The organism is Mesorhizobium sp. STM 4661, assembly GCF_000359125.1.
Taxonomy (GTDB): Bacteria; Pseudomonadota; Alphaproteobacteria; order Rhizobiales; family Rhizobiaceae; genus Mesorhizobium.
Genome location: NZ_CAAF010000085.1, coordinates 43,769 through 70,602, shown reverse-complemented (window position 1 = coordinate 70,602; position 26,834 = coordinate 43,769). Strand labels below are relative to the sequence as shown.

General features: G+C 62.7%; 17 protein-coding genes and 1 pseudogene. 11 read left to right on the top strand and 7 right to left on the bottom strand.

What is annotated here, in order from left to right; translation table 11 throughout:
- Positions 1-216: 216 nt before the first annotated feature.
- Genes MESS4_RS30280 through MESS4_RS30270 form a run of 3 tightly spaced genes read right to left on the bottom strand, consistent with a single transcriptional unit; the run spans position 217 to position 5,676 of the window.
- On the bottom strand, positions 217-3,483 hold the full coding sequence (locus MESS4_RS30280) for an error-prone DNA polymerase (protein WP_006339669.1): 3,267 nt from the start codon (positions 3,481-3,483) through the stop codon (positions 217-219).
- On the bottom strand, positions 3,480-5,000 hold the full coding sequence (locus MESS4_RS30275; RefSeq protein ID WP_036242550.1) for a DNA polymerase Y family protein: 1,521 nt from the start codon (positions 4,998-5,000) through the stop codon (positions 3,480-3,482). The genes MESS4_RS30280 and MESS4_RS30275 overlap by 4 nt, the downstream gene beginning before the upstream one ends.
- Positions 4,915-5,676, bottom strand: coding sequence for an ImuA family protein (locus tag MESS4_RS30270; protein WP_006339666.1), 762 nt, complete (start codon positions 5,674-5,676; stop codon positions 4,915-4,917). Before MESS4_RS30270 ends, MESS4_RS30275 begins: the two co-directional genes overlap by 86 nt.
- Before the next feature lie 161 nt (positions 5,677-5,837).
- Here MESS4_RS30270 and dinB point away from each other — a divergent pair, with 161 nt between their 5' ends.
- Positions 5,838-6,959, top strand: a complete 1,122-nt coding sequence (dinB, locus tag MESS4_RS30265; protein ID WP_006339665.1) for a DNA polymerase IV — start codon at positions 5,838-5,840, stop codon at positions 6,957-6,959.
- A 24-nt stretch (positions 6,960-6,983) separates the two neighbouring features.
- On the opposite strand, the gene ligD is transcribed toward dinB, so the two are convergent.
- Positions 6,984-8,921: a DNA ligase D gene (gene ligD, locus MESS4_RS30260; RefSeq protein WP_006339664.1), complete on the bottom strand. Its 1,938-nt coding sequence runs from the start codon at positions 8,919-8,921 to the stop codon at positions 6,984-6,986.
- 131 nt (positions 8,922-9,052) lie between these two features.
- On the opposite strand from ligD, the gene MESS4_RS30255 reads away from it, so the two are divergent.
- The 4 genes from MESS4_RS30255 (at position 9,053) to MESS4_RS30240 (ending at position 11,846) form a co-directional block, all read left to right on the top strand.
- On the top strand, positions 9,053-9,235 hold the full coding sequence (locus MESS4_RS30255) for a DUF3606 domain-containing protein (RefSeq protein ID WP_006339662.1): 183 nt from the start codon (positions 9,053-9,055) through the stop codon (positions 9,233-9,235).
- 19 nt (positions 9,236-9,254) lie between these two features.
- Positions 9,255-10,031, top strand: a complete 777-nt coding sequence (gene xth, locus MESS4_RS30250) for an exodeoxyribonuclease III (RefSeq protein ID WP_006339660.1) — start codon at positions 9,255-9,257, stop codon at positions 10,029-10,031.
- Between the two features lie 106 nt (positions 10,032-10,137).
- Positions 10,138-10,806, top strand: coding sequence for a DUF6088 family protein (locus MESS4_RS30245; protein ID WP_006339659.1), 669 nt, complete (start codon positions 10,138-10,140; stop codon positions 10,804-10,806).
- On the top strand, positions 10,803-11,846 hold the full coding sequence (locus MESS4_RS30240) for a nucleotidyl transferase AbiEii/AbiGii toxin family protein (protein WP_006339658.1): 1,044 nt from the start codon (positions 10,803-10,805) through the stop codon (positions 11,844-11,846). Before MESS4_RS30245 ends, MESS4_RS30240 begins: the two co-directional genes overlap by 4 nt.
- A gap of 2 nt (positions 11,847-11,848) precedes the next feature.
- On the opposite strand, the pseudogene MESS4_RS30235 reads toward MESS4_RS30240, so the two are convergent.
- Both MESS4_RS30235 and MESS4_RS33845 read right to left on the bottom strand, forming a co-directional pair.
- Positions 11,849-12,704 (bottom strand): annotated as a pseudogene (locus MESS4_RS30235) (hypothetical protein).
- A complete protein-coding gene (locus MESS4_RS33845; protein ID WP_157385707.1) occupies positions 12,637-12,888 on the bottom strand; it encodes a hypothetical protein in 252 nt (83 codons plus the stop codon). Before MESS4_RS33845 ends, MESS4_RS30235 begins: the two are co-directional and overlap by 68 nt.
- Before the next feature lie 56 nt (positions 12,889-12,944).
- On the opposite strand from MESS4_RS33845, the gene MESS4_RS30225 reads away from it, so the two are divergent.
- Positions 12,945-13,853: an HNH endonuclease gene (locus MESS4_RS30225; RefSeq protein ID WP_036242591.1), complete on the top strand. Its 909-nt coding sequence runs from the start codon at positions 12,945-12,947 to the stop codon at positions 13,851-13,853.
- Between the two features lie 73 nt (positions 13,854-13,926).
- Here MESS4_RS30225 and MESS4_RS30220 read toward each other — a convergent pair whose 3' ends face one another.
- Positions 13,927-14,493: a hypothetical protein gene (locus tag MESS4_RS30220; protein ID WP_006339654.1), complete on the bottom strand. Its 567-nt coding sequence runs from the start codon at positions 14,491-14,493 to the stop codon at positions 13,927-13,929.
- A gap of 701 nt (positions 14,494-15,194) precedes the next feature.
- Between MESS4_RS30220 and MESS4_RS30210 the strand changes: the two genes are divergently transcribed.
- From MESS4_RS30210 to MESS4_RS30190, 5 genes are all read left to right on the top strand, one after another.
- On the top strand, positions 15,195-16,799 hold the full coding sequence (locus MESS4_RS30210) for an N-6 DNA methylase (protein WP_006339640.1): 1,605 nt from the start codon (positions 15,195-15,197) through the stop codon (positions 16,797-16,799).
- A 191-nt stretch (positions 16,800-16,990) separates the two neighbouring features.
- The gene (locus tag MESS4_RS30205) at positions 16,991-19,549 is read left to right on the top strand and encodes a hypothetical protein (protein WP_198292818.1); all 2,559 of its coding nucleotides are present in this window, start codon (positions 16,991-16,993) and stop codon (positions 19,547-19,549) included.
- The gene (locus MESS4_RS30200) at positions 19,546-23,886 is read left to right on the top strand and encodes a helicase-related protein (RefSeq protein WP_006339637.1); all 4,341 of its coding nucleotides are present in this window, start codon (positions 19,546-19,548) and stop codon (positions 23,884-23,886) included. Before MESS4_RS30205 ends, MESS4_RS30200 begins: the two co-directional genes overlap by 4 nt.
- Positions 23,873-26,101, top strand: a complete 2,229-nt coding sequence (locus MESS4_RS30195) for a DUF1998 domain-containing protein (protein WP_210161691.1) — start codon at positions 23,873-23,875, stop codon at positions 26,099-26,101. The genes MESS4_RS30200 and MESS4_RS30195 overlap by 14 nt, the downstream gene beginning before the upstream one ends.
- Entirely contained in the window at positions 26,098-26,658 is a 561-nt protein-coding gene (locus MESS4_RS30190; RefSeq protein ID WP_006339635.1) for a phospholipase D-like domain-containing protein, read from the top strand. The genes MESS4_RS30195 and MESS4_RS30190 overlap by 4 nt, the downstream gene beginning before the upstream one ends.
- The last annotated feature ends 176 nt before the right edge of the window (positions 26,659-26,834 follow it).

The window sequence follows — 26,834 nt, the reverse complement described above, 5'->3', positions numbered from 1 at the left end:
GGATCTCGAACTCGGGATCCCGACGCAGCAGTCCGAACTCGACCTGCCGCACAATGTACGCGACAGATCCGTCCTCTTTCCTCCCCTGACCGACCGGTCCAAAGTAGCATCGCCAAGGTTCTGACGACCATGCTTCAATCATCGGCGACCAGCCGACAATCTCACCCCTTATGCTGTTGTGAGTCTCCTCTCGCGCATCGAAGGCCAAGAGGCGATCTACTTGAAGTCCCGTGTCTTCACTTTGATCGGCTCGACCGTCAATGTCGGGTCGACGAGATCACGCGGTCTGAACCCTTTCGGCAGGCTACGCGGATCGATTCCGGCGCCACCATGATGGGCCTCGTCGCCCCTTCCATGCGGAAGCGGAAAGGGCGCCTCTCGGTTGCCGACGCTGGCGAGTTCACCGGAGAGGTCGGTGAGCTGATGAGCGACGAGGTGAACCACGTCACCCTCACGCTGAATCTTGCCCCGGGCGGCGAGCATCGAGGAGGAGAGCAGCACACGGCGGAACTTCTCGAAGACCTTCACCCAGACCACGATATTGGCCGCGCCGGTCTCATCCTCCATGGTCAGGAACATCACGCCCTTGGCCGACCCGGGCCGCTGGCGGACGAGAACCAGGCCCGCCGCCTCCAGCCAGCGACCGTCGCGAGCCTGCATCGCCTCGGTGCAGGTGACGATGCGACGCCGGGCAAGGTCAGCCCGCAGGAATGAGAGTGGATGGTTGCGCAGGGTGAGACCAACGTGACCATAGTCCTCGACAACTTCCCTGCCGGTCGTCATCGGCCGTAGCGCCACGGCAGGCTCGTGAATTTCCGAGACGGTCTGCCGTTCACGCGCCGAAGCGGCGGCAAACAGCGGCAGGGGCTCATCGCGCAGACCCTTGAGCGCCCACAAGGCTTCGCGCCGCGCCAAGCCGAGGCCGGGACGGAAGGCATCGGCCTCGGCCAGTTGCACGAGCGAGGCCGCCGGCACGCCGGCGCGCTGCCAAAGATCGTCGATCGAGGCGAAGGGATCGTCGGTCCTGGCCGATACGATGGCGGCCGCGTCGGCATTGGCCAGTCCCTTGACCAAGCGCAAACCAAGGCGGACGGCGAAGCGCCCCGTTTCGTCGACCGCCTCCAGAGTGCAGTCCCAGCGGCTAGCATTGATGCAGACGGGGCGGATCTCGACGCCATGGGCTTGGGCGTCGCGCACGATCTGAGCCGGCAGGTAAAAGCCCATTGGCTGCGAATTGAGTAGCGCGCAGCAGAAGACGTCGGGATGGTGGCATTTCATCCAGCTCGACGCGTAAGAGATAAGCGCAAAGCTGGCGGCGTGGGACTCGGGGAAGCCGTAGCTGCCGAAACCTTCGAGCTGCTTGAAAGTGGTGGCGGCAAATTCGGGCGTATAGCCATTCGCGATCATGCCGCCGATCAGCTTGTCGCGGAACTTGCTGACCCCGCCGGTGTGCTTGAACGTCGCCATGGCCCGGCGCAACTGGTCGGCCTCGCCGGCACTGAAGCCGGCGCAGACCATGGCGACCTGCATGGCCTGCTCCTGGAACAGAGGGACGCCCAAGGTCTTGCCGAGCACGCGCTCGAGCTCGGGGGTCGGAAACTCGACCCGCTCCTTGCCCTCCCGGCGGCGCAAATAGGGGTGGACCATGTCGCCCTGGATCGGACCGGGGCGTACGATGGCGACCTCCACGACGAGGTCATAGAAAGTGCGCGGCTTGATGCGGGGCAGCATCGACATCTGGGCACGGCTCTCGATCTGGAAGACCCCGATCGTGTCGGCCTTGCGGATCATGGCGTAGGTCGCCGGGTCTTCGGCCGGGATGGTAGCCAGGTCGAGGCTCATGCCCTTGTGCTCGGCCAAGAGATCAAAGCTGCGCTTCATGCAAGTGAGCATGCCGAGCGCCAGGACGTCGACCTTCATGAATTTGAGAATGTCGATGTCGTCTTTGTCCCACTCGATCACCTGGCGATCGACCATGCGCGCCGGCTCGATCGGCGCCAGATCGTCGAGCCGGTCATTGGTCAGGACGAAGCCACCCGGATGCTGCGACAGGTGCCGGGGCGTGCCTTCGAGCTGCTGCGCGAGTTCGAGCGTCAGCCGCAGCCGGCGATCGGCCGTGTTGAGGTTGAGCTCTCGGGCGCGGGTCTCGTCGATGCCTTCGCCGTGTCCCCAGACCTGCGAGGAAAGCAGCTTGGTGAGGTCCTCGGGCAGGCCGAGAGCCTTGCCGATATCGCGGACAGCGCCCTTGGTGTGATAGCGCACCACCGTCGAGCAGAGCGCGCTGTGGTCGCGGCCATAGGTTTCGTAGATCCATTGCATGACGATCTCGCGCCGTTCATGCTCGAAGTCGACATCGATGTCCGGGGGTTCGTTGCGCTCCTGCGAGACGAAGCGCTCGAACAGCAGATTGTTGCGCTCGGGATCGATGCTGGTGATGCCCAGCACGTAGCAGACGGCGGAATTGGCGGCGGAACCTCTGCCCTGGCAGAGGATGTCCTTGCTGCGCGCGAACTGAACGATCGCGTTCACCGTCAAGAAATAGGGCGCGTAGTGCAGGATCTCGATCAGGCGCAGTTCGTGCTTAATGAGCGCCACGACCTTGTCCGGCACACCCTCGGGATACCGCCGCTCGACACCTTCCCAGGTGAGTTGTTCGAGCGCCTGCTGTGCCGACAGCCCGGGCAACATCTTCTCCTCGGGATACTGATAGGCGAGTTCGTCGAGGGAGAAGCGGCAATGCCGCATGATCTCGACGGTGCGCGCGAGGGCTTCCGGATAGCGCGAAAACAGTCGCGCCATTTCCTCGGGGGGCTTCAGATAGCGATCGGCATGCCGCTCGCGCCGGAAGCCCAGCTCATCGATGGTGATGTTGTGACGAATCGCCGTCACCACGTCCTGCAGGATGCGCCGACCGGGTTCATGGAACAGGACGTCGTTCGTCACCACCGTCGGCATCCGCATTTGGGTCGCGAGGTTGGAAAGCTCATGCAGCCGCACCTGGTCATTGGGTCGGCGGCGCAAGGTCAGCGCTAGATAGGCGCGATCGCTGAAGGTTTCCCGCAGGCGACGCACCTGCAGGATACAAGTGTCGTCGGCGCGATCGGGAACAAGGACAGCGATCAGGCCCTCGGCATAATCAGCCAGATCGCTCCATTCGAGGTGGCATTTCGCCTTGCCGCCACGCTTCTTGCCCAGGGTCAGCAGTCGGCAGAGCCGGGAATAGGCGGCCCGATCGGTCGGATAGACGAGGAGGGACATGCCGTCGACGAGATCGAGGCGGCAGGCGACGATAAGCCTGACCCCGGTGTCCTTGGCGGCCTGATGGGCGCGGACAATGCCGGCCAGCGAATTGCGATCGACAACCGCCAACGCCTCGATGCCGAGCGCGGCCGCCTGGGCGAAGAGGTCATCGCAAGAGCTAGCGCCCCGAAGGAACGAGAAGTGGCTGGTCACCTGCAATTCGGCATAGCGCGGGGTGGTCATGCGAAGACCCCATGCAGGAACCATTTGTGCGAGCCGGTCTCGGGATCCTTGCCATCGCCGGCGCGGTAAATCCAGAAGCGGTCACCGGCCTCGTCCTCGACCTGGAAATAGTCGCGTACCGCGATCACTTCGGCATCGCGCCGCCACCATTCGCCGAACACGCGCTCGGGACCGTCAGCGCGCGTGACGCGGCGCCGGATGCCGCGCCAACTGAACCAGACCGGCGGGTGATCCGGCAGCAGCGCCATGGTTTCAATGGGCTCGGGGTGGGTGAGCAGCCGCGGCGGGCGCGGCCATTCTCCCGGCCAACTCGTCCCGTCATCGGGCGCGGTCGGCGCGATGCGTCGGATAGAACGTTCGGGAACGTCGCTTTCGAGCGGGGCGAAGCGATAGAGACTTTGCTCGCCGATGCGGTTGGTGAGTGTGTCGATGAGATCGGTGATGTCGGGCTCCTGCTCCTCCACCAGCGACGAGATGATCTGCTTGGCTCCAAAGGGTTCGGCGAGGGTCGCGGTCAGCGTCATCAGTTCGATGCCGAAGCCAGGATCGACGGTCTCGATGCGATCGGTGAGGAGCCGGGTCAATCGCTTGACGTCGCGCACCGGGACCGCGGTGCCGACACGAATAGCCTCGATACGATTGTCGACGCGGTGGAACAGCAGGTCGAGCCGGCGGGCGCCGAGCCCCCTGGTCTCGAGCGCCTCGCAGAGCGCCGCGACCAGCTTGCCAGCATAGCGGGCAATGGTCTCGGCAGCGCCGATCGGCTCGCCGAATGCCCGGCGAACCTCGATGAGGTCGGGGGAGCGGACGGGCTCGAACGGTTCGCTGCGCCGCCCCATGGCCTGGTCCAGGCGACGGCCGAGCTCGTTCCCGAAGCGAAGACTGAGAGAGGCGCGCGGCGCCGCATCGACTTCGCCAACACGTTCGAAGCCAAGCGTTTGGAGACCGTGAACAATATCATGGGGCAGACGCAGCGCGACGATCGGCAGACCGAGCATGATGGCCGAGGATCCCTCCACCGGCGCGACAAAGGTGGGCCGGGCGAGGAAGCGGGCGCAGGCATGAGCGGCGCCCCACGTGTCCGCGACGGCGGCGCGTGCCTCGATGCCGGAGGCGGCCATGCGCGACACCAGCCCCTCGAGCATCATCTCCTCCCCGCCATGCAGATGGTCGGCGCCTGTTGTGTCGATGATGAGCCCGTCGGGCGGATCGGCGGCAACGATCGGAGCATAGCGCAGCGACCAGAGCGCCATTCTATCGAGCGCCGCGGCATCGCCCGCTGCATCCAAGTCGAAGCTCTGCAGGTTGGGCACCAGCACCTCGGCTTTGCTCCCCGGTATGCCGACACGCAATCCCGCCGCCCGCGCCGCTGCATCGACCGCGAGCACGAGCCGCCGGTTTCCCTGCCGGCCGAGCATAACGATCGGGCTTTCAGCCGATGGCGCCGACTGGCCCATGGCGCGCCGCAGGCGATCGGTCGGCCAGGCCGGAAAAAAGAGCGAGACGACCCTTGGCATCGCAGGCTTCCACTTCAAAATCGGCGCTTTCTCCAGCCCGGACCCGGATCAGCTCAAGCTGCCAGCGAGCACGGCCGACGCCCGGTACCGGCAAAGGGCGGGAGGGAAGCGCGGTGACCCGCCAGCGGGTGACCGCGGCGGTTGGTTGTCCAAAATCGGTTGCCTCGGTCTGCCGCCGCCAGCGGCGGATGGCGATGCCCACGGCGCCGGAAGTCTCGGCGGCGAGTTGGAGACGGCGGGAGGCTGTCATCGAGAGGCGGGCCAGTTCGGCAATGACAGCGCCTAGACCGCCATGGCGAAGCCCTTCCTCGAAACAGGCGAGCACGGAAGCTTCGTCGCCGGCCTCGACATAGACGACGCGGCCTGGGAGCAGACCGGCCTGGGCGATGGCAGGAGCAAAGAGATCCTGCCGGGTGACACACCAGAGCACCCTACCCTTGGCCCGCGCTGCAATGCCGGCGGCAAAGAGCGCCGCCGCCGCCCCGTCAATCGCCCCATTCCGGCCACCCGCAACCTCATGCAGCGCCCCGAGCGCCAGCCCTCCCCCCGGTAGCACCTTGTCGATTGCCGGCACGCCGAAAGGAAGCGTTCCGCGGTTGCGCGTCGGCCCGCCTTCGAGGCGCGCGACTTGTTCGCGAAGCGCAGCGATAGCAGGGCTTGCGGCCGGCTGACCCATGGACAAATCACTCTCAAACAGTCTTCCCAATGGATTTCGGGGCTGGTATGTTCCTTATTTGTTCTCTTGGCACTCATGAGTCAATCCGACTCGTTGCGCCACTTCGAGAGTTGATCGCAGACTGCGCTCGATCGAGTTGGAAAGTGTTCGGAGTGAGCGCAGTGAATGCGATAGGGGACAATGATCGGGATTTGGAGGCGCCGACTGGCCCGGCCGTTTTGCGCAAGATCATCCATGTGGATATGGATGCGTTTTACGCTTCGGTCGAGCAGCGCGACAATCCGGAGCTCAGAGGCAAGCCGGTGGCGGTCGGTGGTTCAGCCGCTCGCGGCGTCGTGGCGGCGGCAAGCTACGAAGCGCGCGCCTTTGGCGTGCGGTCGGCACTCCCGTCTGTCACTGCCAAACGCCGCTGTCCCGAGTTGATCTTTGTCACACCCCGGTTCGACGTCTATCGGGCGGTCTCGGCACAGATCCACCAGATCTTCGCCGAACACACGGATCTGATTGAGCCACTGTCGTTGGACGAGGCTTATCTCGACGTAACGCAAAACAAGCAGCACATCCCCTTTGCAACCGAAATAGCAACGCAGATCCGCGCGCGGATCAAGGAGGTGACCGGACTCAATGCCTCGGCAGGGATCTCCTATTGCAAATTCCTGGCGAAGATTGCGAGCGATCTCAATAAGCCCAACGGCCAGGCACTCATCACGCCGACGATGGGACCTGACTTCGTGGCTAGACTGCCGGTAAAGAAATTCCACGGCGTGGGGCCGGCGACGGCCACGAAGATGGAGAGGTTGGGCATAGAGACGGGCGCCGATCTGCGCGAGAAGCCACTAGCTTTCTTGCAGCAACATTTCGGCAAGTCGGGAAACTGGTATTATCAGATCGCCCGGGGGATCGATGAGCGGTCGGTTCAGCCCGACCGTCCACGGAAATCCGTCGGTGCCGAGGATACCTTTGCGGTCGATATCTTTGCCCTTGATGCGGCGCGCGCCGAGCTGGCGCCGCTGGCCGAAAAGGTTTGGCGCCATTGCGAAGCCAAGCATCTTTCCGGCAGGACGGTGACGCTGAAGGTGAAGTTCACCGATTTCCAGCAGGTCACACGCAGCCGTACCCTTCCAAGGCTCGTGCTGGGCGCCGATGAAATGCTTGAGGTGGCACAGACCATGCTCGCCGACCTGTTCCCGGTGGTGAGGGGCATCCGCTTGCTGGGTGTGACGCTGTCATCGTTGGAAGGCATGGACAGCGTCCCGATCGCGGATCAGCTAGGCCTGTTTTGATGCGATCCAGACTGAACTAGTCGGCTACTGAACCGCTTTGCGCATACGGTCCGTAAGCGTCTGCTCGACCTCGAAATACCCATCCCAGGCGTCGGGCTCCTGAGCCCAGGCGGCGGCAGCGAAAACGTCGAATGCGCTGGCACTCTTGAATGTCGGCAATTCATCCCAAGGGACGGGTACGGCGCAGGACGCACCGGACCGCGCCCGTGTAGACCAGGGGCATATCGCCGTGGCGCCTTGGCCGTTGCGGAGATAGTCGATGAACATGCGGCCTTTGCGTCGCGCCTTGCTCATGTTCGCGACGAAGCGGGACGGATCCGTGCGGGCCAGCAGTTCGGCGAAGTCCTGGCAGAAGTTCTTGACTGCTTCCCAGTCGGCCTCGGGAACGAGTGGCACGACCACATGCACGCCCTTGCCGCCGGACAGAAGCGGCCAGGATTGAAGGCCGAGTGCCTCCAGAACGCCGCGGATGTCGATCGCGGCCTGCTTGACGTCACCAAAGCCCAGGCCCTCGTCGGGGTCGATGTCGAAGATTATCCGGTGCGGCAGGTCAGGCAGCTGGCGCAGGCTTCCCCAGACGTGGAATTCAAGCACGTTCATCTGGACGCCGCCGATCAGCCCAGCCAGGTCGTCGACCCAGAGGATGCGGCTTTCCTTGCCGGACATCTTTTCCAACTGGCCGTCATGGATGGCCTTGGGCATGCCAGGCAGCTTGTGCTTCTGAAAAAAGGTCTGCCGCAGGTCGCCGTCGGTGTCGCGCACCAGCGATAGCGGCCGATCCTGGATATGCGGCAACATCTTCTCGGCGACCGCCGCGTAGTATGCGGCGAGCGTCGCCTTCGTCACCTCTGTGCCCGGATACATGAGCTTATTGGGATGCGTCAGGGTCACGCCAACCGCGCGAGCGATCTCCTTGCCCATAGCGGGATCCAGATTGGCCGTCGCGGTGGTCACGACTGTCTTCGGCATTTCCATCACCACCTGGTCCGCGCGCTTGTCTTCGCGCATGCCTTCGAAGCTCGGGTGACGTAGGCTGCCGTCGGGCGTTACCTCCGAATAGGTGACCTCGGCGACGAGCTCTGGCTTCACCCACCTGGCACGACGCGCGATGTCGCGCGGCACGGATACGAACGCGGACTTGTCCAGGGGCCGCTTCTCCAACTGCGCGAGAATGGATTTGCGCATCGCCTCTGTGAACCCGGTGCCGACGCGGCCGCGGTAGATCAGCTTTCCGTTCTCGTAGGTACCAAGGATCAGCGAGGCCACACCGCGGCCGGCATCGCTGGGGCGGTAGCCGCCGATGACAAATTCCTGACGTTTCGTGCACTTGATCTTGAGCCAGCTGGCGGTGCGGTCGCCGACATAGCGACTGTCCGCGCGCTTGGCGATGATGCCCTCGTGGCCGCCGGCGCACATCGTGTCGAAGACCTTCTTGCCGTTGTCGGCGATATGGCTGGAAAACTGCAGGCTGTCATCCGGGTCCCTCTCGCCCAAAAGTTCCGCAAGCCGTTCCTTGCGCTCGAGCAGGGGCAGAGTGGAGAGGTCTTCGCCATTCAATTCCAGCAGGTCGGAGGCGTAGAATTTGAGGGGCATGCCTGCGGCAATGCCGGTTTTTAACATTGAGAAGTTCGTGCGGCCCTGGCTATCGATGGCCACAATCTCGCCGTCGATTAGCGCCGAGCCCCTGGTCAGTGCCTGAAGCGGCGGCAGGATAACCTTGAACTGGCGGGTCCAGTCGTGGCCGTTGCGGGTGTAGACGACGACGTCCGCTCCCGACATGGCGACTTGGGCGCGATAGCCATCGAACTTCATCTCGAAGAGCCAATCGGCGCCAACCGGTATGTCGTCGGTCAGCGTGCAGAGTTGGAACGGACGAAACTGAGGCAGGGGGTATTTCGGGGTAGATTCTGACTCCCTGCGCCGCGTGCGCTTTTTGCTGGGAGCGGCCTTTAAGGCCGACATGCGGAACTCGAATACATAGTCCGATTCAATACTCTTCCCTGTGATTCAGTTCCACACTGCGACGCCCATGAATTGAACCGGAAGAGTCCGGGCGCGTTAATGCAGACTGGAACGGAACTATGGAGGAAGAAATGGCCACCACTCAAACAACTCGCGGGCGCAACCAGGACCGCGCAAAAGTCGCTGGCGGGCAGGACCATGAGGTTAAGTACGAGGCCGGGAAGACCGGAGCCAGCAAGGCCGACGTCAAGTCGGCAGTGAAATCGGTCGGCAACAGTCGCAAGAAGGTCGAGGACAAGCTCGGTAAGAAGTGAGCCACGGCCGCCAAGGCACATGGTTCGCATCGCCACTTTCAATGTGAACGGCGTCAATGGTCGGCTGCCCGTGCTGCTCAAGTGGCTTACGGCGACCTCCTACGACATCGTCTGCCTGCAGGAACTGAAGACGTCCGACGAGAAGTTTCCGGTCGAAGCCATCCGCGAGGCCGGATACGGCGCGGTCTGGCACGGCCAGAAATCATACAACGGCGTCGCTATCCTGTGTCGCGGGGCAGACCCCATCGAGCGCCGACGCGGGCTTCCCGGCGACCCTGACGACAGCCATAGCCGCTATATCGAGGCGGAGGTCGGCGGGCTCGTCGTTGGCTGTCTTTACCTGCCAAACGGAAATCCCGCCCCTGGTCCCAAGTTTGACTACAAGCTGCGCTGGTTCGACCGCCTGATCAGCTACGGCCAAGCTCTTCTCCAAGAGGGCGCGCCGACGGTGCTGTGCGGCGACTACAATGTCGTTCCAACTCCGATTGATGCCGTGGTGCCGCGACGATGGATTGGCGACGCGGTTTACTTTCCCGAGAGCCGCCAAGCCTATGCCGAGTTGCTCGAGGACGGCTGGATCGATGCGGTCAGGCGCATCCACCCCGAAAAGGGGGTCTACACCTATTGGAATCACTCCTATGGCGGGGGCTATGACAAGAGTTCTGGCCTGCGAATGGATCATCTGCTGATCAGTCCCTCGTTGTTACCCAAGCTTCGCGGTGCCGGGGTGGATGTTGAGACGCGAGGGTGGGAGAAGCCGAGCGATCATGCGCCGGCATGGATCGAGCTTGAGTAGCCCAGTTTGAGCGGCTGCGGTACGACTTCGCGCCTTGTCCGAAATTTGTAGCATTCTTCGGACCTACTACCTTGCCATTGCCCGAAACTTGTAACATATTTCGGACATGACCACAGTCGAACACGACACGGATATTCGCTCGCGCGTGCTCGCGCGTATCGAGTCCAAGCCCGAGGAGGTCTGGACCCCCGGCGACTTTGCCGATTTCGGCACCCGCGCCGCGGTGGACAAGACGCTCCAGCGACTAGCTGCGGCTCAAGAGCTTCGCCGTATCGACCGCGGTCTCTATGACCGCCCGCGGACCAATCCTTTGACCGGCCGCGCCACCGTGCCGGACTATCGCGCCGTGATCCGGGCCGTGACACGCCGCGACAACGCGCGCACCGTCATCGATGGCATGACGGCCGCCAACGACCTTGGGCTTACGACGGCCGTACCTGCGCGAATCGAGGTCCTGGTCGATGCGAGATTGAAGCCGATCACACTCGGCAGCCAGGAAATTCATTTCAAGTACGCGGCCCCGAGCCGCCTCTATTGGGCGGATCGGCCGGGGATGCGGGTCGTGCAGGCGCTATATTGGATGCAGGATATGCTGACCCAGGACAGCGAGCGCAAGCGGATCGCGACCATATTGCGCCGCCTGCTTTCTGACCCCAAGCACGGCGAGGCGATCCGCGAGGATCTACGCGCCGGTCTTTCCGCCGTGCCGATCTGGATGCAGGAGTTCCTGCGCCAACTCCTCAGCCCAACCGCTGGGCCGGAAGGCAAGCCATGACGACCGCGGCCTACCGTCAGATTATTGCCGCATCGCCACGGGACCGGCTCGATCTGTTCCTTGCCACGGCCAACCGTATTGGCGCCCCGGTCGGCAATGTCGAAAAGGATTTCTGGGTCTGCTGGACGCTCAACGCACTTTATCACGAACGGCCGGCAGGAGAGCCGCGGCTGCTTTTCAAGGGCGGCACATCGCTGTCGAAGGGCTATGACCTCATCAAGCGCTTCTCCGAGGACATCGACATCACGGTCTTCCGCGACGACCTCGAGGAGCCTGCGTCGGTCGAAGAGCTGGAGGCACTGTCAAACAAGAAGCGGCGCGCCAAACTGGACGCGATCCGAGATGCCTGTCGCGCCTATATCACCGGCCCGCTCAATGCGTTCCTCGCCACCCAGTTGGCAGACGTCACCGACGGGGCGGGTCGCGTAGAAATTGATGACGCCGATCCTGATGGGCAGACCCTGCTGCTTTGGTATCCCGAGGTGGAACCGCGCGATGGCGCCTATGTCCGACCGGCGATACGTCTCGAATCCGGCGCAAAATCGGCGCTCGATCCCCACGGGCCGCTGACGATAACGCCCTATGTGGCCGGGGACGCAGCCGGCGTTGATCTCGCCGTACAGGACGTCACCACGATCGACGCGACGCGAACCTTCTGGGACAAGGTGACGATCGCTCATGGACTGCGCCGCTGGTATGAGCGGCGCGGTGAATTGCGGCAGGCAGGGCAGCGGGTTTCACGCCACTACTACGACCTGCACTGTCTCATGCAGTCAGAAACCGGCAAGGCTGCGCTCGCCGACCTCGATCTCGGCGCCGACTGCGTGCGTCATGCCCGCATGTTTTTCGATCGTCCCGACTATGATCTTGCCTCGGCAGTGCCGGGGAGCTTCGCCATTGAGCCCGTGCCCGGGATGGTCGATGCGCTTGCGCGAGACTACGCCAACACGACCGCGATGATCTTCGGCGCCGCGCCCAGCTTTGATGACATCATGGGGTCGGCGGGGCAGATCGAGAAGAGCCTGAACGGTGGCAAATAGGTTCACACTCGACCGCGGCGTCTTTCCAATCCCCGCGCCGTCTTTCGAGCGACCCTGAGGTCGTCGAGTGTTGGCTGCCACCAAAGCGCGTCACCGATCTCGGTCTCGGATCCCGTCCGCGAGGGCCAGGCCCTTATGAGCTCATCGAGGGCGGCTGGGCGCCACCGGCCCCAGACATAGTCATCGCGGTTTGGAAAGTCGGCGTACTGGGAAAGAAGAATATCGTCATCGACGGGCTCGCCATCGCATCCGATGAAGACGACGACACCGAAGCTTCGTGTCATCACAGGCCGGCCCAGAGGCGGAAGATCGTTGGGGTCCAGCGGATAGCGGCGGCGGCGGCGTTCGGTGGCCCGCGCACGTGCGGCCCGTTCGTTTTCCGACCCGCGATTGGCTTCTCGCCGCTTTTTGCGCTCGTCAGGCTCGTTTCGCCTGGCAGCCTCCTCGATTCGTCTCCAGTGCCGGTGCAGGGCTTCATATGACCGGTAGGGGACCGTCCACACACGGCGATCGGCATCCCAGGAGGCGAACGGCACCTCGCGCATCTCGTCAACGACAGTGCGGGAATAGGGCGTCACCACTTCCAAATGAGCATCAAGGCGCCGAAGATACTTCGAGACGATGGGATCAAAGACAAAGGCCGGCATGGGTTTGCGTCTGCGAAAACTCTCGTTCGAGCCATCGATCGAAACGCTGCGCTGCGGTTTTGCCCGGGACGAACCACGCCTTCAGATCATCGTTCCAGCGGGCGCGCGGAAACGTCTTTCTAAAACGCTCGACTGTCATGCGGTCATACGGAAATGCCGCCATCGCGCCGGGACGGTCGCTTCCGTTCGAAGTTGGCTTGCTGTCGCTCATCCTGGATCAACGCGCTGTAGTCGGCCTCATCTTGTTGGACAACGCTGAACCAAATGCTCGGTTCTACCGCATCGCGAACGCTGATGCTCACTGCAGCTCTGTCGGCGCCATTTTTGGAAAGCGGCATCTCAGCTCGATCACGGCGCGAGACGTCGATACCTACAAAAAGAAAGCGGTCGGTCATGCAATGGCGTGATTGGGTGGGTTGCCGAAACAGTTCGCAGGATGCAACGTCGTGTCATGGTCAGCATCTTCGTGGGCGTCACTGATAACGATTGGTTCAACTACCTCTCGGCTCGTCAGGTCGATGAGGTAAACTTCTGGGCGCCGAGTGGCCGCATCAATTTCCGCGCGTTGCAACCTGGTGAGTTGTTTCTGTTTAAGCTGCATTCCCCCCAGAACTTCATTGTCGGCGGCGGAATCTTTTCCCACGCCTCGCTGCTTCCACTCTCGATCGCTTGGGAGGCATTCGGCGAAAAGAACGGCGTCGAGTCAGCCAAAGAGATGCGGCGACGCATCGGTCGGTATCGCACCGGCGATGATCCCCGCATGGATCCGACTATTGGCTGCCGCATCCTGACCAGCCCGTTCTTCTGGGCCCGTGACCGCTGGATACCGGTGCCCGAAAGCTGGTCCCGCAATATTGTGGTCGGGCGTGGATACGACACGGATGAAACAGATGGCGCCAAGCTCTGGAACGCGGTCATAGACCGGGCCAATTTCGCATTACCTGCCTCGTCTGAATTGGACCGATACGGGGCACCGATTTTGGTTCGACCACGGCTGGGCCAAGGCGCATTCAGGGTATTGGTCACAGACGCCTATGATCGACGCTGCGCCGTCACCGGCGAGAAAACCCTCCCCATCCTCGATGCCGCGCACATTCGATCCTATGCGGACGGTGGAGAGCACGAAGGCCCGAATGGACTCCTGCTGCGAACTGACATCCACAAGCTCTTCGATCTGGGGTACGTGACCGTGGACAAGGACCTGCGCTTTGTAGTCAGCGGCCGGCTCAAGGCCGACTTTGACAACGGCAGGCACTACTATGACCTGCATGGTACGACGGTGCAGTCACCGATCCGTGCCTCCGTGTTGCCTTCGCCCAGCTCACTGGAGTGGCATCGCCATAACAAGTTCCTAGGGTAGCTGTGCGACTCTGGCTCGTATGAATCATCGCCCGACCCATGCTTTGTAGCACTGCAGTCATTCGGCTGGGCCCTCAACTGTTAGGAGATGACCTTAGCACTCCGGTGCGGCCAGGATGTTGAGCCTTCGGGTTCTGGCGCCACCAAAACTCAACCGTGACAGGGATGCGCCACTTTTTGGCGAGGCGGTCGACCTCTTTCCATGCGTCCGAAGCGGACTGGCCCTGCACCGAAATACCAAGGTCAGGGTGGTACTTGAACCCCTCGTCCTCGAACTTGGCGGCCTTGGCCGGGATGCCCAGTTCGCGGACAAGCTTGTCGCCGTCGAGGCCCTTTGCCTTCAGTTGGGTGATCATCGTGAGCAGGATCGATGACCATCTCGGGCTCGGGATCGCCGTTCCGTTGATCGTCGCCGACAACGGTTTCGTGAAAGCGAGCCCGGGCGCGACCTCGAACTGCATGGCGCCGCCGTTCGATACGACAGCTTCATTGGGCTCCTCGTCGCGCTCCAACCCGAGCTGGTCCATCGCCTCCTTCACGACACGATCCAGCGTATCGGCGGGCGTTTTCGTGCCGAACCAACTTGCGATGAGCTTTAGGTCCGCAAAGGTGGCGTCATTAATTCTCACTACCGGCATCATTGGGTTCTCCTGTGGCTTGGCCTTCGGTAGGATATATGTTACATATCTCAAAACCAGGGTCAAGAGGATATGTTACATATTCCCTGTCGTTCACTATAATGAGGTCTTCAGCATTTGCTGAACGAGTCGACGTGCCGACGCCGCTTTGGACGCTCGTAGCGATCCACTCGTTGCTCGCCCATGCGCGTCTCATGGGTCAGGAACTACCCGGAATCGCGCAAGTCATCGTCAGGATGGATTGGCGCGGGCTCGCCGACCGCGTTCTCATGTGGGACAGCTTCCGGATGGTCGCCTCCAGCAAGCTCGCCGACGATCGTTTTGCCAGGACAACGACACTGCAATGGACTGACCTGCGGGACGATTACTTTGGGGCGCTCCGTCGCGTGGCTCTCCCCTTCTTGAGCGTATTCGCGACGCATAGCTGGTTCCAGCCAGAGAGCTGGCTGACGACTGAGTGCAAAACGAGTTCAAGAGGCTCGAGGTCAGCACGATGAGATTGTTCGAAGAATGATCGCAGCTGCGACGCGATTTGATTATCGGGCACCGGTCCAAAGAATTCTCAACACTGTCCAGCCGAGAGGGTACGATAGACGAACTTCCGATCTAGACGTTCGCTGGCGGGCATAGTCTTATTCGGCGCGAATACCGGCACATGTTTGTTGGGTGGGTGACGGCGGCATGCCGTCAGAAGAGGGGGACGCGTGGAGGCGGAGGGGAGCAAGACGACGCTGCTCGCCCGTGCTCGCCTTGCTGCGCGGGATTTGGCGCGTGAGGCCACCTCACCGCAGGCCCGTGCCGATGCATGCCTCGATCTGCTTACGGATCTCGGCGTGAACGAACGGCTCGAGCCGTTCCGAAAGGCTCTCCATGCTATGCCAGTCGACGAGCGTCACTACTGGATCGGGACGCTCTACACGCTCATGTTGCCAGCTAAGGTTCGGCGGTCGCAAGCCACCTATTTTACCCCCCCAGCGGTTGCAGATGCGGTCGTCGATTTTGCTATTGAAGCCGGATTTGATTTGTCTAGCGATGACGTCCTGGATCCGGCGGCGGGTGGCGCGGCTTTCCTCTCAACAATCGCTGGGCGAATGACCTCGGCGGGCCTTGCTGCACGCGAGGTTGCGTACCGGCTGAACGGCATCGAAATTGATGTGGGTCTTGCAACCCTGTCACGCAGACTAATAGCCGAACGGCTGAAGGCACCCCTACCGCGGGATGTGATCCTCATAGGGGACGCGCTGCGTGTGCCGATCCCGGCCTCCTATGGGTTGGTCATCGCGAACCCGCCGTACGGCCGAATGTCGATGGAGGAGGTCCGCGGAAATGCGTGGCGGCGGGTCGCCCATAGCGGGCACATAAACAAGTATGCCCTATTTGCCGAACTCTGCTTCCGCAACGCGAAGCCCGGCGGCATCGTTGCGCTCGTCATCCCGTCGAGCTTCCGGTCTGGCCCGCTCTATGATCGCATGCGCCAGTTCATTCGGTCCCAAGGCGAGGTCCTTACCATCGGCTCGATCGCGGGTCGCGAAGGAGTCTTTCTTGACGTGGCCCAGGACATCAGCGTGCTAATAGCACGCAAGGGAAAGGCACATCGCCCGGATGTGAAGGTGCGGTTCCCAATCATCGGCACGACGTCGCCGGTGGCGACCGTCGTCGCGCAGGTTCTTCCCGCCAAGTCCGAGGACGCTTGGCCGCTGCCGCCGGTCGACCCTGAGACGATCGGCGGTGCGACGCTGGCCGACTATGGCGTAACCGCGAAGGCAGGATATTTCGTCTGGAACCGTGAAGGGGCCCGGCTTGTGACGAAGCTCGGACGCCTGGACGGCTTTCCGTTGGTATGGGCAAAGAACGTTCGAGCGGGGCAGGTGTGCCGACCCGCAGGCAAGCAGGGTACGAAGATGGACTTCGTTACCTTCGCTGAAGCAAGCGCAGCCGTGGTCCGGACGCCTGCAGCTGTCATGCAGCGCACGACAAACGACAAACAGCCACGACGGCTTATCGCGGCAATGGTCGATCCTGCAATTGTGGTGCGATGGGGCGGCTTCGTCACTGAAAATCATACTATCGTTCTCACCGCCGAGAGCCCCAAACGGCTGGCCCTTGCCGTGAAGCTGCTCAACACGAGTGCCGTCGATCAGCGATACCGCCGTGTCTCTGGAACGGCCGCTGTTTCTGTCACGCTGCTCCGGCAACTCGATCTTCCGACGCCGACGGCCTTCTCAGTAGCGCTACGCGAGGCCCACGGAGATGCAGAGGCCGCGGCATTGGCCGCGTACCACAGCCAGCCAGAATCGGTTGATGCGTGATGGCGCGGTATCGACCCTTTGACCGCGCGCCGGGCGCTGAACTTAAGGACCGGACCTCGCAACGCCAAACGCAGCTCGAGAAGCGGGCAGGTCTCACCTCCAAGATGGCGTCGATGGCCTCGCGCCGAGTGGCGGAAACGGTCTTGGTCCCGGAACCTGTCAAGCGACCGCCCCGGAACGTCGAGGGGTATATGGAGGCTCTTGCCGGGCAGCCGCTACATCGACTTGGATCCCCCGCGCCGGTCGTTCTCACGCCGGCCTATGAGCGGCTTGTCCGCTCAGCTGCCGAAGTGGCGAGCGATGGGTCGGCGCAGGTGATCATGCCGTGGCCCGCGACACGTATGTCGCCATCGGCGATCGTCTCCCTGCTGTCGATCGGCGCCATCTGCAGCGCCGAGCCCGTCGAGATCACAATCAAAAACGAACGCTCGCTCAGTCGGAACAGAGCCGACGAAGTGCGTGCTGTCGTATTCCCCTATGCCCGGAGCACACACGCGCAGGCACGCGCTGTGCAGGTTGATCGGCACGGTATGGGCGAGGTGCACTTCGACCACTTGAAGCGCTATCTTGATGGGGTGAGCGACGCTGCCAAGGACTACCACCAAGTTCTGGCGCGTGTCCGCAAGCTGACCGGGAGAGCTACGGACGGTCGTGACTATGCCGAGTTCGAGCATCCGATCCTCGACGAGATAGTGCCACACGGTCCACCGAGAGGAGAGCGACCTTCTAACAGCTCGGTGCTCTGGCGAACGCAGAGCAAAACGGACATCGCGACGCACAAGCGGTCCGGCGACGCGGACAACCCCTTAAAGGCGGCATACTATCTCTACACCATCCGAGCCGGGGATCGGCTCGGCGCTGAGCTGAGGGCGATCACGAGGGCGCCCGACTTTCTGATTCTTGACCTTTCGCGGAATGCACGCGACCGGCTGGGATGGAACTGGCTGAAGCACGCTGCGGACATGGTCGGCTGCATGCGGGAGGTCTATCCAACCGCCGGCATTCTCGTGCTCGCGGATGATCCGTGGACATACCAAACTGCTCGATTTCAGCTGCTCGGGACGAAACAACCTGGACGCAAAGCCCAGGTGACGCCCGCCGTGGGACACGTCGTCTACTCGCCCACCACCGGGATCGTTCAGGACACCAACCAGCCGAAACCACAATTCGAGGGCGGCGCACGAATAGAAGTCGACGGCTTCTTCGGCGACGTCGACCGGAATATCGAGCGGCTCCGTGGGCTCGCGCACAGGCTATCGGAGATGGGGGATCCGGGCGGGGCCGAGACGGCGCGAAACATGATCGCCACAGTTCGCCGCTCCGCCTGCCTGCCGGGTTCGATCGCCGATCTCAGCCGATTTCTCGAGCGGGAATCATCGACGGCGACGGCGAATGATCGACTGGCGACCTATCGCGTTGCGGCAGATGTCGCGTCCCTCTCCGACCCTCGCAGCCTTGCCAGCCAGGCGGACGCGGAGACGAAGGTCACTGCTGAGACAACAGGCATCATGCGTTCCCTTGAGCGGGCGACGCCGATGTCGACGCTACTGGCAGAGGCGATACAGCCGGCGCTTCGCTCCAGCTCCCGGTCAGCCTTTGTTTTCTGCTCCGACATGGTAGCCGAGTTCGCGGCCGACCGCTTGGCGGCGGCGCATCCAAGACTGACCGAACGGCTCGACAACGGGATCATCCGCTTTGGTGGCGCGCGCGTGCTAAGCACCATCACGGCGATGTCCAGCTCACTGCGCAATCAGTTCAAGCGAGCCATCGTTGTCGCACCGACGCGATCTGCGATCCTGGCGACACTGGCCGAACCTTGGCTGCCAGAGCAGGTCGTGATCCTCGCTGACGCGGATACACTTGCTTTTGCGGCCAGGGACGCCGATCGGCTGGCGCAGGAAATCGACGTGGCCCCTCTTGCGGTCCGGCTCCGAGCGTTCGCGGCTCGAGCGACCGCGCGCGTCGGCGAGATTGGGCGACACGCGGTGCAGCTCGATTCCGAGATGCCGACCGACGACATCGAATTCCCGCCGGGGTCGGTGGTCGACCTCAGCGGAGGTTCTCGAGGCGAGCGCCGTCTGGTTGAAATAATCATGAATAATGGACAGCGCATCATCGCACGTGCGTCGACAGGCATCGTCTTGCGCAACGACAGCGCCGCGACCACCTCCTTCATCGAGCGACCGGCCTCGCAGGTTCGCAAGGGCGAAGAGGTTTGCGTGATAGGGCCGGGCTTTGTCGAGCGGGCGCGCACGCTCGTAAATGTCCGCGCTACCGCCGCGGCCGAAATTCGTGAATACCATCTGCAGGTCGCCAGCCGCTTCGACGCCATCGACGGAGATTCAGTCAACGAGCGCCTGCGGGTCGTCGTGTCGCTGATGGGTGAACCGCGGGTTTCAATCGAAACCGCACGCTATTGGGTGGATCTCGACGACGAGCTCGACAAGCCACTGCACGACGTGGTGCCGCACGCGCCCCATGATCGCGAGACGTTCATGCGTTTCATCGGTGCGCTCGGGATAGGCCCAAAGCTGGCGGAGAGCTTCTGGCTATGGGCAGTGGTTGCGCAGCGCTCGCATCGGCTGCGCTCGGGCAACGTCTTCCACGACGCCTTCCGTGGTATCCTGACAGACCCTCATGCCGCGCTCGCCAGCAATCGCGACCGGAGTGATGACATTCGTGCGCTCCGCGCGATGGCCGAAGAACACGTGGCGACCGTGGCGCACACACGGAGCTTGGAGGTGACGTGAAGGGATATTCGGACAAGCAGCTGGGTGATATCGACGTCGAGCTCAAGGAGGCCGTGTGCGACGCGCTGGTCAACGCGCTCGTCGCTAGAGTCAGCGGCGGCGACGAGCGCGGGCGCATCATCCTCGGCAGCTCGCCCCGTCGCGGCGTGTTCGCGGGGCAGCTGCTTCCACGGTTCGATGTTGGCGGCGTTGTCGACGAGACATCGGACATCCGGATCGCTGCTGTCGGGGTAGATTTTGTCGTAGGCGCCAGGACTCGTGCGACTATCCGAGTCACGCCACGGTTCTCGGTTTATGTGCGCGTCATCCCCCTGTGGAAGGACCTCGTAGCCGGCGGTGGCGAGCTCGATTTCGACTTCAGACTGCGAAAGAGCATCCAACAGCAGATTGACGACGCGATCCGCACGGAGCGCGTTCCGGCGCTGCAGGCGGCAGGGGTCGATCGTCCCGACTGGAAGGGAATGGACGAGGCGAAGCGTTCGAAGGTGCGCGCGCAGCGTGCGCAGATTCTCGCCGGGATCCGGACAAAGGCCTATGCGGCACATGGCATCAAACTGCTGTCCGGGGAACCCGAGCCGCTGAACGCCGAGCAATCGCCCGACGATGCGGTCGGTGATCCCAATACCCCTGACGACAACGTGGCTCAGTCGGCGCCGATTGCGCGCCTCGTGCGCGAAAGCCGCGCAATACCGTTGCATCATGTCGACCCCGCGCCCATACCCGGAAAATGGCGACGGATCGATCTTGCGCTTCCAGCCCTGGAGTTTGCGACCGTCGCAGACGACACGGCGCTGACCGCGACGGTCGATGCCTACAATGTGATCCTCGCAAACGCGGTCGGGGCGCAGCTCGAGGCCTGGGTGACGGGGAACGGGGGCACCGAAGCATGGCGTGACGCGACCGTGCAACCTGGCGAGACGCTGGACGAGGCAAGATGGACGGTGGCCATGGCTGCACTAGCCGCCCAACCGGTCGACCGTGCACGCGTTGTGCCGGATCTCTCGCGAGTGGTGTTAAAGGTTGAGCGACAGGTAGACTTCCTCGACCCGAGCCGCCTGTCGCTGCGTGTGATGCTAGATAACCAGTCGCCCGAGCCGACGCCGCGGGATGCGCAAGGTCGGTGCAATACGGTTTTCGGCGCGGGGCTTTCGTTGACTCTGCCCCATGCCGCACACCGACCCCTTCAGCTTGACCGAGTGGAACCGTCCTACCGCTTCCGCGACCATCTTGATTATCCTGCGATCGGCCTAAACTGCGGCGTGCACGCCGACACTGCTGCAGGCGAACTACGCCTCGCCACGACGGCCGCGCCACGCTTCGCTCAGCCGCGTATCGTTGCTCGCCAGATCGACCTACCGTTCCAGTTCGCGATCCTCAAGGACCCAGGGTTCGACGCGACCAAGCTGTTCGAGCTGCCTCGAGCCTATGTCAAGTGGATCGACGAGCAGGAGGTTCGTCTCAAGGACACAGTAACGATGGGCTTGGATCGCGCCGATGCGGAAATCGAGTCCGCACGACTGCGAAAGGACATTGCCGCACAGCGCGCCGAGGCCCGCTACATCGAACGCGGTGTCGAGATGCTGATTGCGTCCAAGAAAGCTTATGAAATGCTGTCGGGGCTGGCCGGGGCGGATCGCGCGGCCCTTGAGCCCCGCGCCGCTCCCTGGCGCGCCTGGACAATGACCAACGAGGCCTTCGCTATGCGCGACGCCCACGACCCTAAGCGGGGCTGGCGTCTGTTTCAGATGGCATTCGTCCTCGCGCATGTCCCGGTGTTCAGCTCTCGGATTGAGGAGTGGCGCGAGTACCATGATCCGATGCTGGACGAGGACGGCGTCAGCCTGCTGTACTTTCCGACCGGAGGTGGCAAGTCCGAGGCGTTCTACGGCACGCTGCTGTTCGCCATGTTTCTCGACCGATTGCGCGGAAAAGACCGTGGCATAACGGCCATGATCCGTTACCCGCTCCGCCTGCTGACGCTTCAGCAGGCGCAGCGTCTCCTAAAGCTGGTGGTGCGGGCCGAAATCGTGCGCCGCCGGCATGCCGTGGGGAACTGGCCATTCGAGATGGGGTTCTGGGTCGGAAACCAGAACACACCCAACAACTACCGTGCGTTCCGCGCCGATATCCCGTTGGCGAGCGATCGGGAGTTCGCCGACGATAGCGAACTCGACGGTGCGACGGGAGATGACGAGCAGCGCGCTCAGGGTCGCCGATACGTCGAGGCGCGCGAAGCCTATGACAAGATCCCCGAGTGCCCCGTATGCGGCGAAGCAACCGGGCTGAGGCGCGATGAGGGCGAAGGGCCACTCGGCAAGCGAGCGGTGATCGTCTGCTTCAACGACGGCTGCGAGTGGAACCGGGAGCATGGCGAGCGGCATCCGCTGCCGTTCCTGCTGACCGATGATGCAATATACGCTCGTGCACCCGCTATCGTGCTCGGAACCGTCGATAAGCTGGCCATGCTGGGCCAGCACACGGCTACTATCAGCAAGGTGCTCGGCATGTTCGGCCTGGCCCGTCGAATCGACCGGTGGGGCAACCTCGACACCCCGCGACGCGAGGACGACCTCCGCCGCGATCCCGCCGAAGACGACATCTCCAACGTCTTCCCCGCGTACGCCAAGGGCACGCGTGTCTTCCACGACCCTTTCCCCTCGCTCGTTATCCAGGATGAGGCGCACCTGCTTGAGGAAAGTCTTGGCACTTTCAGCGGGCTGTTCGACACCCTGCTTGAGACGATCCTCGAGGATGTGGCCGACATGGCCGGTGACGGGCTCCAAGTCGCGCGCCGCTGGAATGGTGACGGGTGGGGGGCGCCGCGAATGCCCAAGGTCATCGCCGCAACCGCCACCATCTCGGCGCCTGAGCGCCAGCTTGAGACACTCTATCAGCGCGTGCCTCTGCGCTTTCCCTATCCAGGGCCGGACCTCTACCACTCGTTCTTCGCGGAGCCCGCCGCGCCGCCTGCCGGAAACGCAGGGCGCGTCGCGCTCGCTACATCCCTGTCGTTCGCACGGGCACCGGAGCAAACTGCGCCGTGGATGAGGCTCTATGTGTCCCTCATGACCAACGACGCCACACATACGGTCACGACGGTCGGGGTGCTGGCGGCCTTTCACAGCATCATAACCGCGCTTTGGGATGGAATGTTGGGCGAGGGCAGCCGCCCAGCGGCCATTGCGGCTATCCGGGACGCGGTTTCTCCGGGCGTCGCTGGAGATTGGCATCGGGTGGCGATTGATCGCGCCGTTGCCCAAGGCCGTGCCGGCGAAATCATGGCGCTTGTCGACCTACATCGCATCGCACTCGCCTATGTCACTAACAAGAAGGGTGGCGATCAAATCATCGATGCGTTGGGTGCGGCAGTTGAAAACCAACACAGGCGTATCGGTCGCAGCCACGCAGCGTTTGAAAGCCGCTTGATATCGGGTGGGATCGACATGAAGGACATCCAGGCAGTCATGGAGGATGCCGAAAAGTCGTTCGTCGGTGGGGACTATCCCGATATTGCAGCAACCCTTCGCAACATCGTCGCCACGTCGGCAATCAGCCATGGCGTGGACGTGGACCGGTTCAACAGCATGTTCTTCGCCGGCCTGCCCTCCGACATCGCCGAGTATATCCAGGCGTCGAGCCGTGTCGGCCGCACGCATGTAGGGTTCGTGATGCTGCTACCGACGCCCCAGAACCGTCGCGATCGCTACGTTATCGAGACCCATGACATCTTCCACCGATTCCTTGAGCGCATGATCGCACCGCCCGCTGTCGAACGGTGGGCAGAGAACGCGATCAAGCGGACCATGGCGTCGTATGTCCAGGCTTGGGCCATGCTGCGCGAGGCGCGCGAATTCCTGGCCCAAGACGATGGACGGAAAGCGGAAGTAAGTCACATGGACCAGATCAGCCGGTTCGCCACCCTGGCGCAGCGCAACCATGTCGCGCTTTGCGAGGCGTTGGGCGGGTTCATGCTGCGCGCCAGTGGCTTCGCCGGCAAGGGTGCGTCACAGCTGGGCGCTCCACACTACGAGGACTTCTACCGAGCCTTGGTGGAGAAGCAGGTCGATACGTTCGTACGCGACATATCGAGCCGGGGCACGATCGCCAGCCTGCGGGACTATTGGGACGACTTGCCGGCGTTCCGACCCCCAATGACATCGCTGCGCGACGTCGACGAGGCGGGGTACATAGTGGCCGCGGGCCGAGATCCCCTCGCGCGGGGGCGATCCACCGATGTCGATCGGCAGGATCTGGCGAAGGTGATGCGGGCGATCAGGACCCAACGCGGCACAGCCTCGGAATTGGATGCAGACGGAGGCGACGATGGGCGAGGGTAAAGGCACCGGCGGAGACTGGCGCACGTCAAACCGCCGGCCGTCGTCCTTCGGTGGTGCAAGGCGCGAGCCGCAAGCGTTAGAGCCGCCGACTATGTCGCGATCGCGCGTGCAGCTCGCGAGCTCCTACGCACCCGGAGTGCTTATGACGTGGGAGGGAGGCAAGGGAATCTGCCGCTCCGTTCCACTGGCGAACGATATCTCCAAGCAGCTCAACCGGACGACGATCGATCTCGTCTTCGAGAATCTGAGTGACTTCGCCACCAATTGGCGCGATCGGGCGATGAAAGCCGTTCCTGACGCCCTGCCCGAACTCGTCCTCGACGCCCCCTTCCGCGATTCCCGGACCGGGGAGGTCCGGATCGAGCGGGGCGATTTTCAGATGACAGGACCGGACCGTGTTGGCTACGTCCCCTATCCTCTCGTTTACCGCTGCGGCATCTGCGGCTCGACCCGTGAATACGAGAGCATCGCGGATCAGGCGAGGCAGCCGCTGCCAAGAAAGTGCAATGGACACGATGCCCGCTGGACCCAGATCGACGTCGTTTACGTGCATTGGTCGGGCGAGATTCAGCCCCTCAGCCCGTTCAACTACAACTTTGATCCGCAGACCGGCAGCACGCGCCAGATCAGGATGTGCACCTGCGGTTCAACCAGCTTCAAGCTGCGGAACGACGCCCCTGTTTTCTCGGAATGGCGGTACGTCTGCGAGGGCTGTGGTGATACGCGCCCGCTCAAGAAGGCCGAGCCCGAGGTTTTAGCCCGATTGCAAACCGAGCAGAATACCAGTGGTCGCGTCTTCCAGTGGATCGAAATCAATATGCTGCCGGTGTCGTACCGGGCCAACTCAACCTTCTACCCACAGCGCACCAGCTTCATCGAATTCCAGGATAGCGCCGTAGTTGAGCTGATGACGCCCCCGCGCGTCGGCGAGCTAGTGGCGAAGCTGGCTCAAATTCATAATATCCCGTTCGCCGAGCCAGCGGAGGACGAGGTGCGGGCGGCGGTGCAGGCCGACCCGAAGCACCGCAGCGACTGGGATGACTACCTTAGCTTCCTCGAGATGGCTCGTCGCGCGGAAGAAAGCGGTCGACCTGAGCGCGCCCGATCATACCGCGATAGCGCACACGAGTTGCGCGAAGGATGGTTCGCTGTTGGCATTGTTGAACGCGGCAGGCTGGGCAGCACAGGCGTCCTGAGAGCCATTGCGCAGCGCGAGGACTGGACGCGCCGCTATGATCCGATCCGGCTCACCATCCAGCACGACGCTTTCCTGCGCGAGCATGTCGAAGAGGCTATGGCCCGACACGCGGCCGTCGACGTGATGGAGCCCGACATCACACTGACCGACGTCGTCAACGATCCCCAGCGCAAGGCGCGCTATCAGTCCAATATTGGGAATCTGCTGGCGCATTTGGGCATGGAGCGCTTGGTGATCGTCCGCAATCTGCCAATCTGCGAGTTCAGTTTCGGTTTCACGCGGGTTTCCGCGACGCCCGTATACAAGCGTGAGCACCAGGGCACGAGCGTCGACATGCCGGTTCGCCTGAAGGCGTTCGACCAGCTGCCGATCCAAGGCACGAAACGACCGATATACGTGACCCAGCAGCAGAACGAGGCACTCTACTTTAAGCTGGACGAGGCCAGAGTGGTCCGCTGGCTGAAGGCTAATATGGTGACTGACGTGCCCGACGATGGTCTCGGCCGAGGCTATCTGGAGCGCTACGAGGATTTCGGTCCATTCCTCGAAATGTTCAAGGACCGCGAGGGTAGTGGCGGCTATCCGCGCACAGTACCCGCGTATGTCTACCTGCTTCTCCACACCCTTTCGCACCAGATGATGCATTCGCTAGCGGATTCGTCAGGCGTCGACCGCGATGGCATCGGCGAGCACATCTTCCCGGCGGACCTCGCCTTCGTGATCTACCGCAAGGGCATGACCCCTGACCTTGGCAACATCTCCGCAATGTGGCGCAACCATGCCGATGAGTTTCTGCGCCGCGCGCTCGATCCACGCATGTTGCGATGCGGCTCGGGCAGCCTGTGCGACGCCAGGGGCGGCGCTTGCCCGGCTTGCGTCATGGTATCCGAGGTAAGCTGCATCGCCTCCAACCTCTTGCTGTCGCGTGCTGTCCTCAAGGGCGGCAAGGGCCCGGAATGGGAACCCAGATCGGCACCCGACCTGGTCGGTTTCTTCGACGCGGCCATGGCGAAATGACGAACGAAGTATTCATTTCGCCAAGAGCCACCGCCAGGCTCGTCGTGACGATGCCACCAGCGCCCAGTCGATTGGCGGACGCTCTCGCTGCCGACATTGCGAGTGACTACGTCACGCTCACGCCGACAACCGACGCCTTCCGGCATCTCGCATCGTTGGCGCGTCAGCGATTCACGGTGATGATCCCTTACGTCGACAAGGTAGGGGCCGCCTGGGCCGCCGAGCTGTTCGAGACAACGGAGGCAATCGAGCGCATCCTGGTCATAAGGGATGCGTCGCAGCTAAGCAGCTGCGCAGAGGCGGGGCGCCGTCTTGAAAGGGCGACGACGCGCATCATCGACTATGGTGGCGGCGACCTTACTCAGGAGACGTTTCACGCAAAGATCGTGCTGGCTGATGGGGTCGCCGCATACGTCGGATCGGCAAACCTGCTGAGGCGATCGAAGGCAGCCAACCTGGAGTGCGGTATGCTCGTCGAGGGACCCGCCGTGCATGCTGTCAAGGTTCTGGTCGACGCGGTGGCCAACATGGCAGAGGTAGTTTCCACCGGACGCTAGTAAGACGGTCCGCAGGCCATCTTGCCTCGAGTTCAAGGCAGGCACGAGGTTGTCGAAGGACTCACGTCGCGTCTAGGTTCGAATGTCCGTTCAATGAGCGCCGCGCGGCAACCACATTTGCCCGCAAGCGTCTAATTTTCAAGCGATTCCCGGTTTGCCGAGATGTTCCAAAACGG

Bases quoted from the DNA above. Each gene is read 5' to 3' on its own strand.
- MESS4_RS30245 (WP_006339659.1), top strand. From the start codon at position 10,138: ATGACCACAGTCGAACACGACACGGATATTCGCTCGCGCGTGCTCGCG.
- MESS4_RS30275 (WP_036242550.1), bottom strand. From the start codon at position 5,000: ATGCCAAGGGTCGTCTCGCTCTTTTTTCCGGCCTGGCCGACCGATCGC.
- MESS4_RS30240 (WP_006339658.1), top strand. From the start codon at position 10,803: ATGACGACCGCGGCCTACCGTCAGATTATTGCCGCATCGCCACGGGAC.
- MESS4_RS30220 (WP_006339654.1), bottom strand. From the start codon at position 14,493: ATGATGCCGGTAGTGAGAATTAATGACGCCACCTTTGCGGACCTAAAG.
- MESS4_RS30255 (WP_006339662.1), top strand. From the start codon at position 9,053: ATGGCCACCACTCAAACAACTCGCGGGCGCAACCAGGACCGCGCAAAA.
- MESS4_RS30205 (WP_198292818.1), top strand. From the start codon at position 16,991: ATGGAGGCTCTTGCCGGGCAGCCGCTACATCGACTTGGATCCCCCGCG.
- xth (WP_006339660.1), top strand. From the start codon at position 9,255: ATGGTTCGCATCGCCACTTTCAATGTGAACGGCGTCAATGGTCGGCTG.
- ligD (WP_006339664.1), bottom strand. From the start codon at position 8,921: ATGTCGGCCTTAAAGGCCGCTCCCAGCAAAAAGCGCACGCGGCGCAGG.
- MESS4_RS33845 (WP_157385707.1), bottom strand. From the start codon at position 12,888: ATGACCGACCGCTTTCTTTTTGTAGGTATCGACGTCTCGCGCCGTGAT.
- MESS4_RS30225 (WP_036242591.1), top strand. From the start codon at position 12,945: ATGGTCAGCATCTTCGTGGGCGTCACTGATAACGATTGGTTCAACTAC.
- MESS4_RS30195 (WP_210161691.1), top strand. From the start codon at position 23,873: ATGGGCGAGGGTAAAGGCACCGGCGGAGACTGGCGCACGTCAAACCGC.
- MESS4_RS30280 (WP_006339669.1), bottom strand. From the start codon at position 3,483: ATGACCACCCCGCGCTATGCCGAATTGCAGGTGACCAGCCACTTCTCG.
- MESS4_RS30270 (WP_006339666.1), bottom strand. From the start codon at position 5,676: ATGGGTCAGCCGGCCGCAAGCCCTGCTATCGCTGCGCTTCGCGAACAA.
- MESS4_RS30190 (WP_006339635.1), top strand. From the start codon at position 26,098: ATGACGAACGAAGTATTCATTTCGCCAAGAGCCACCGCCAGGCTCGTC.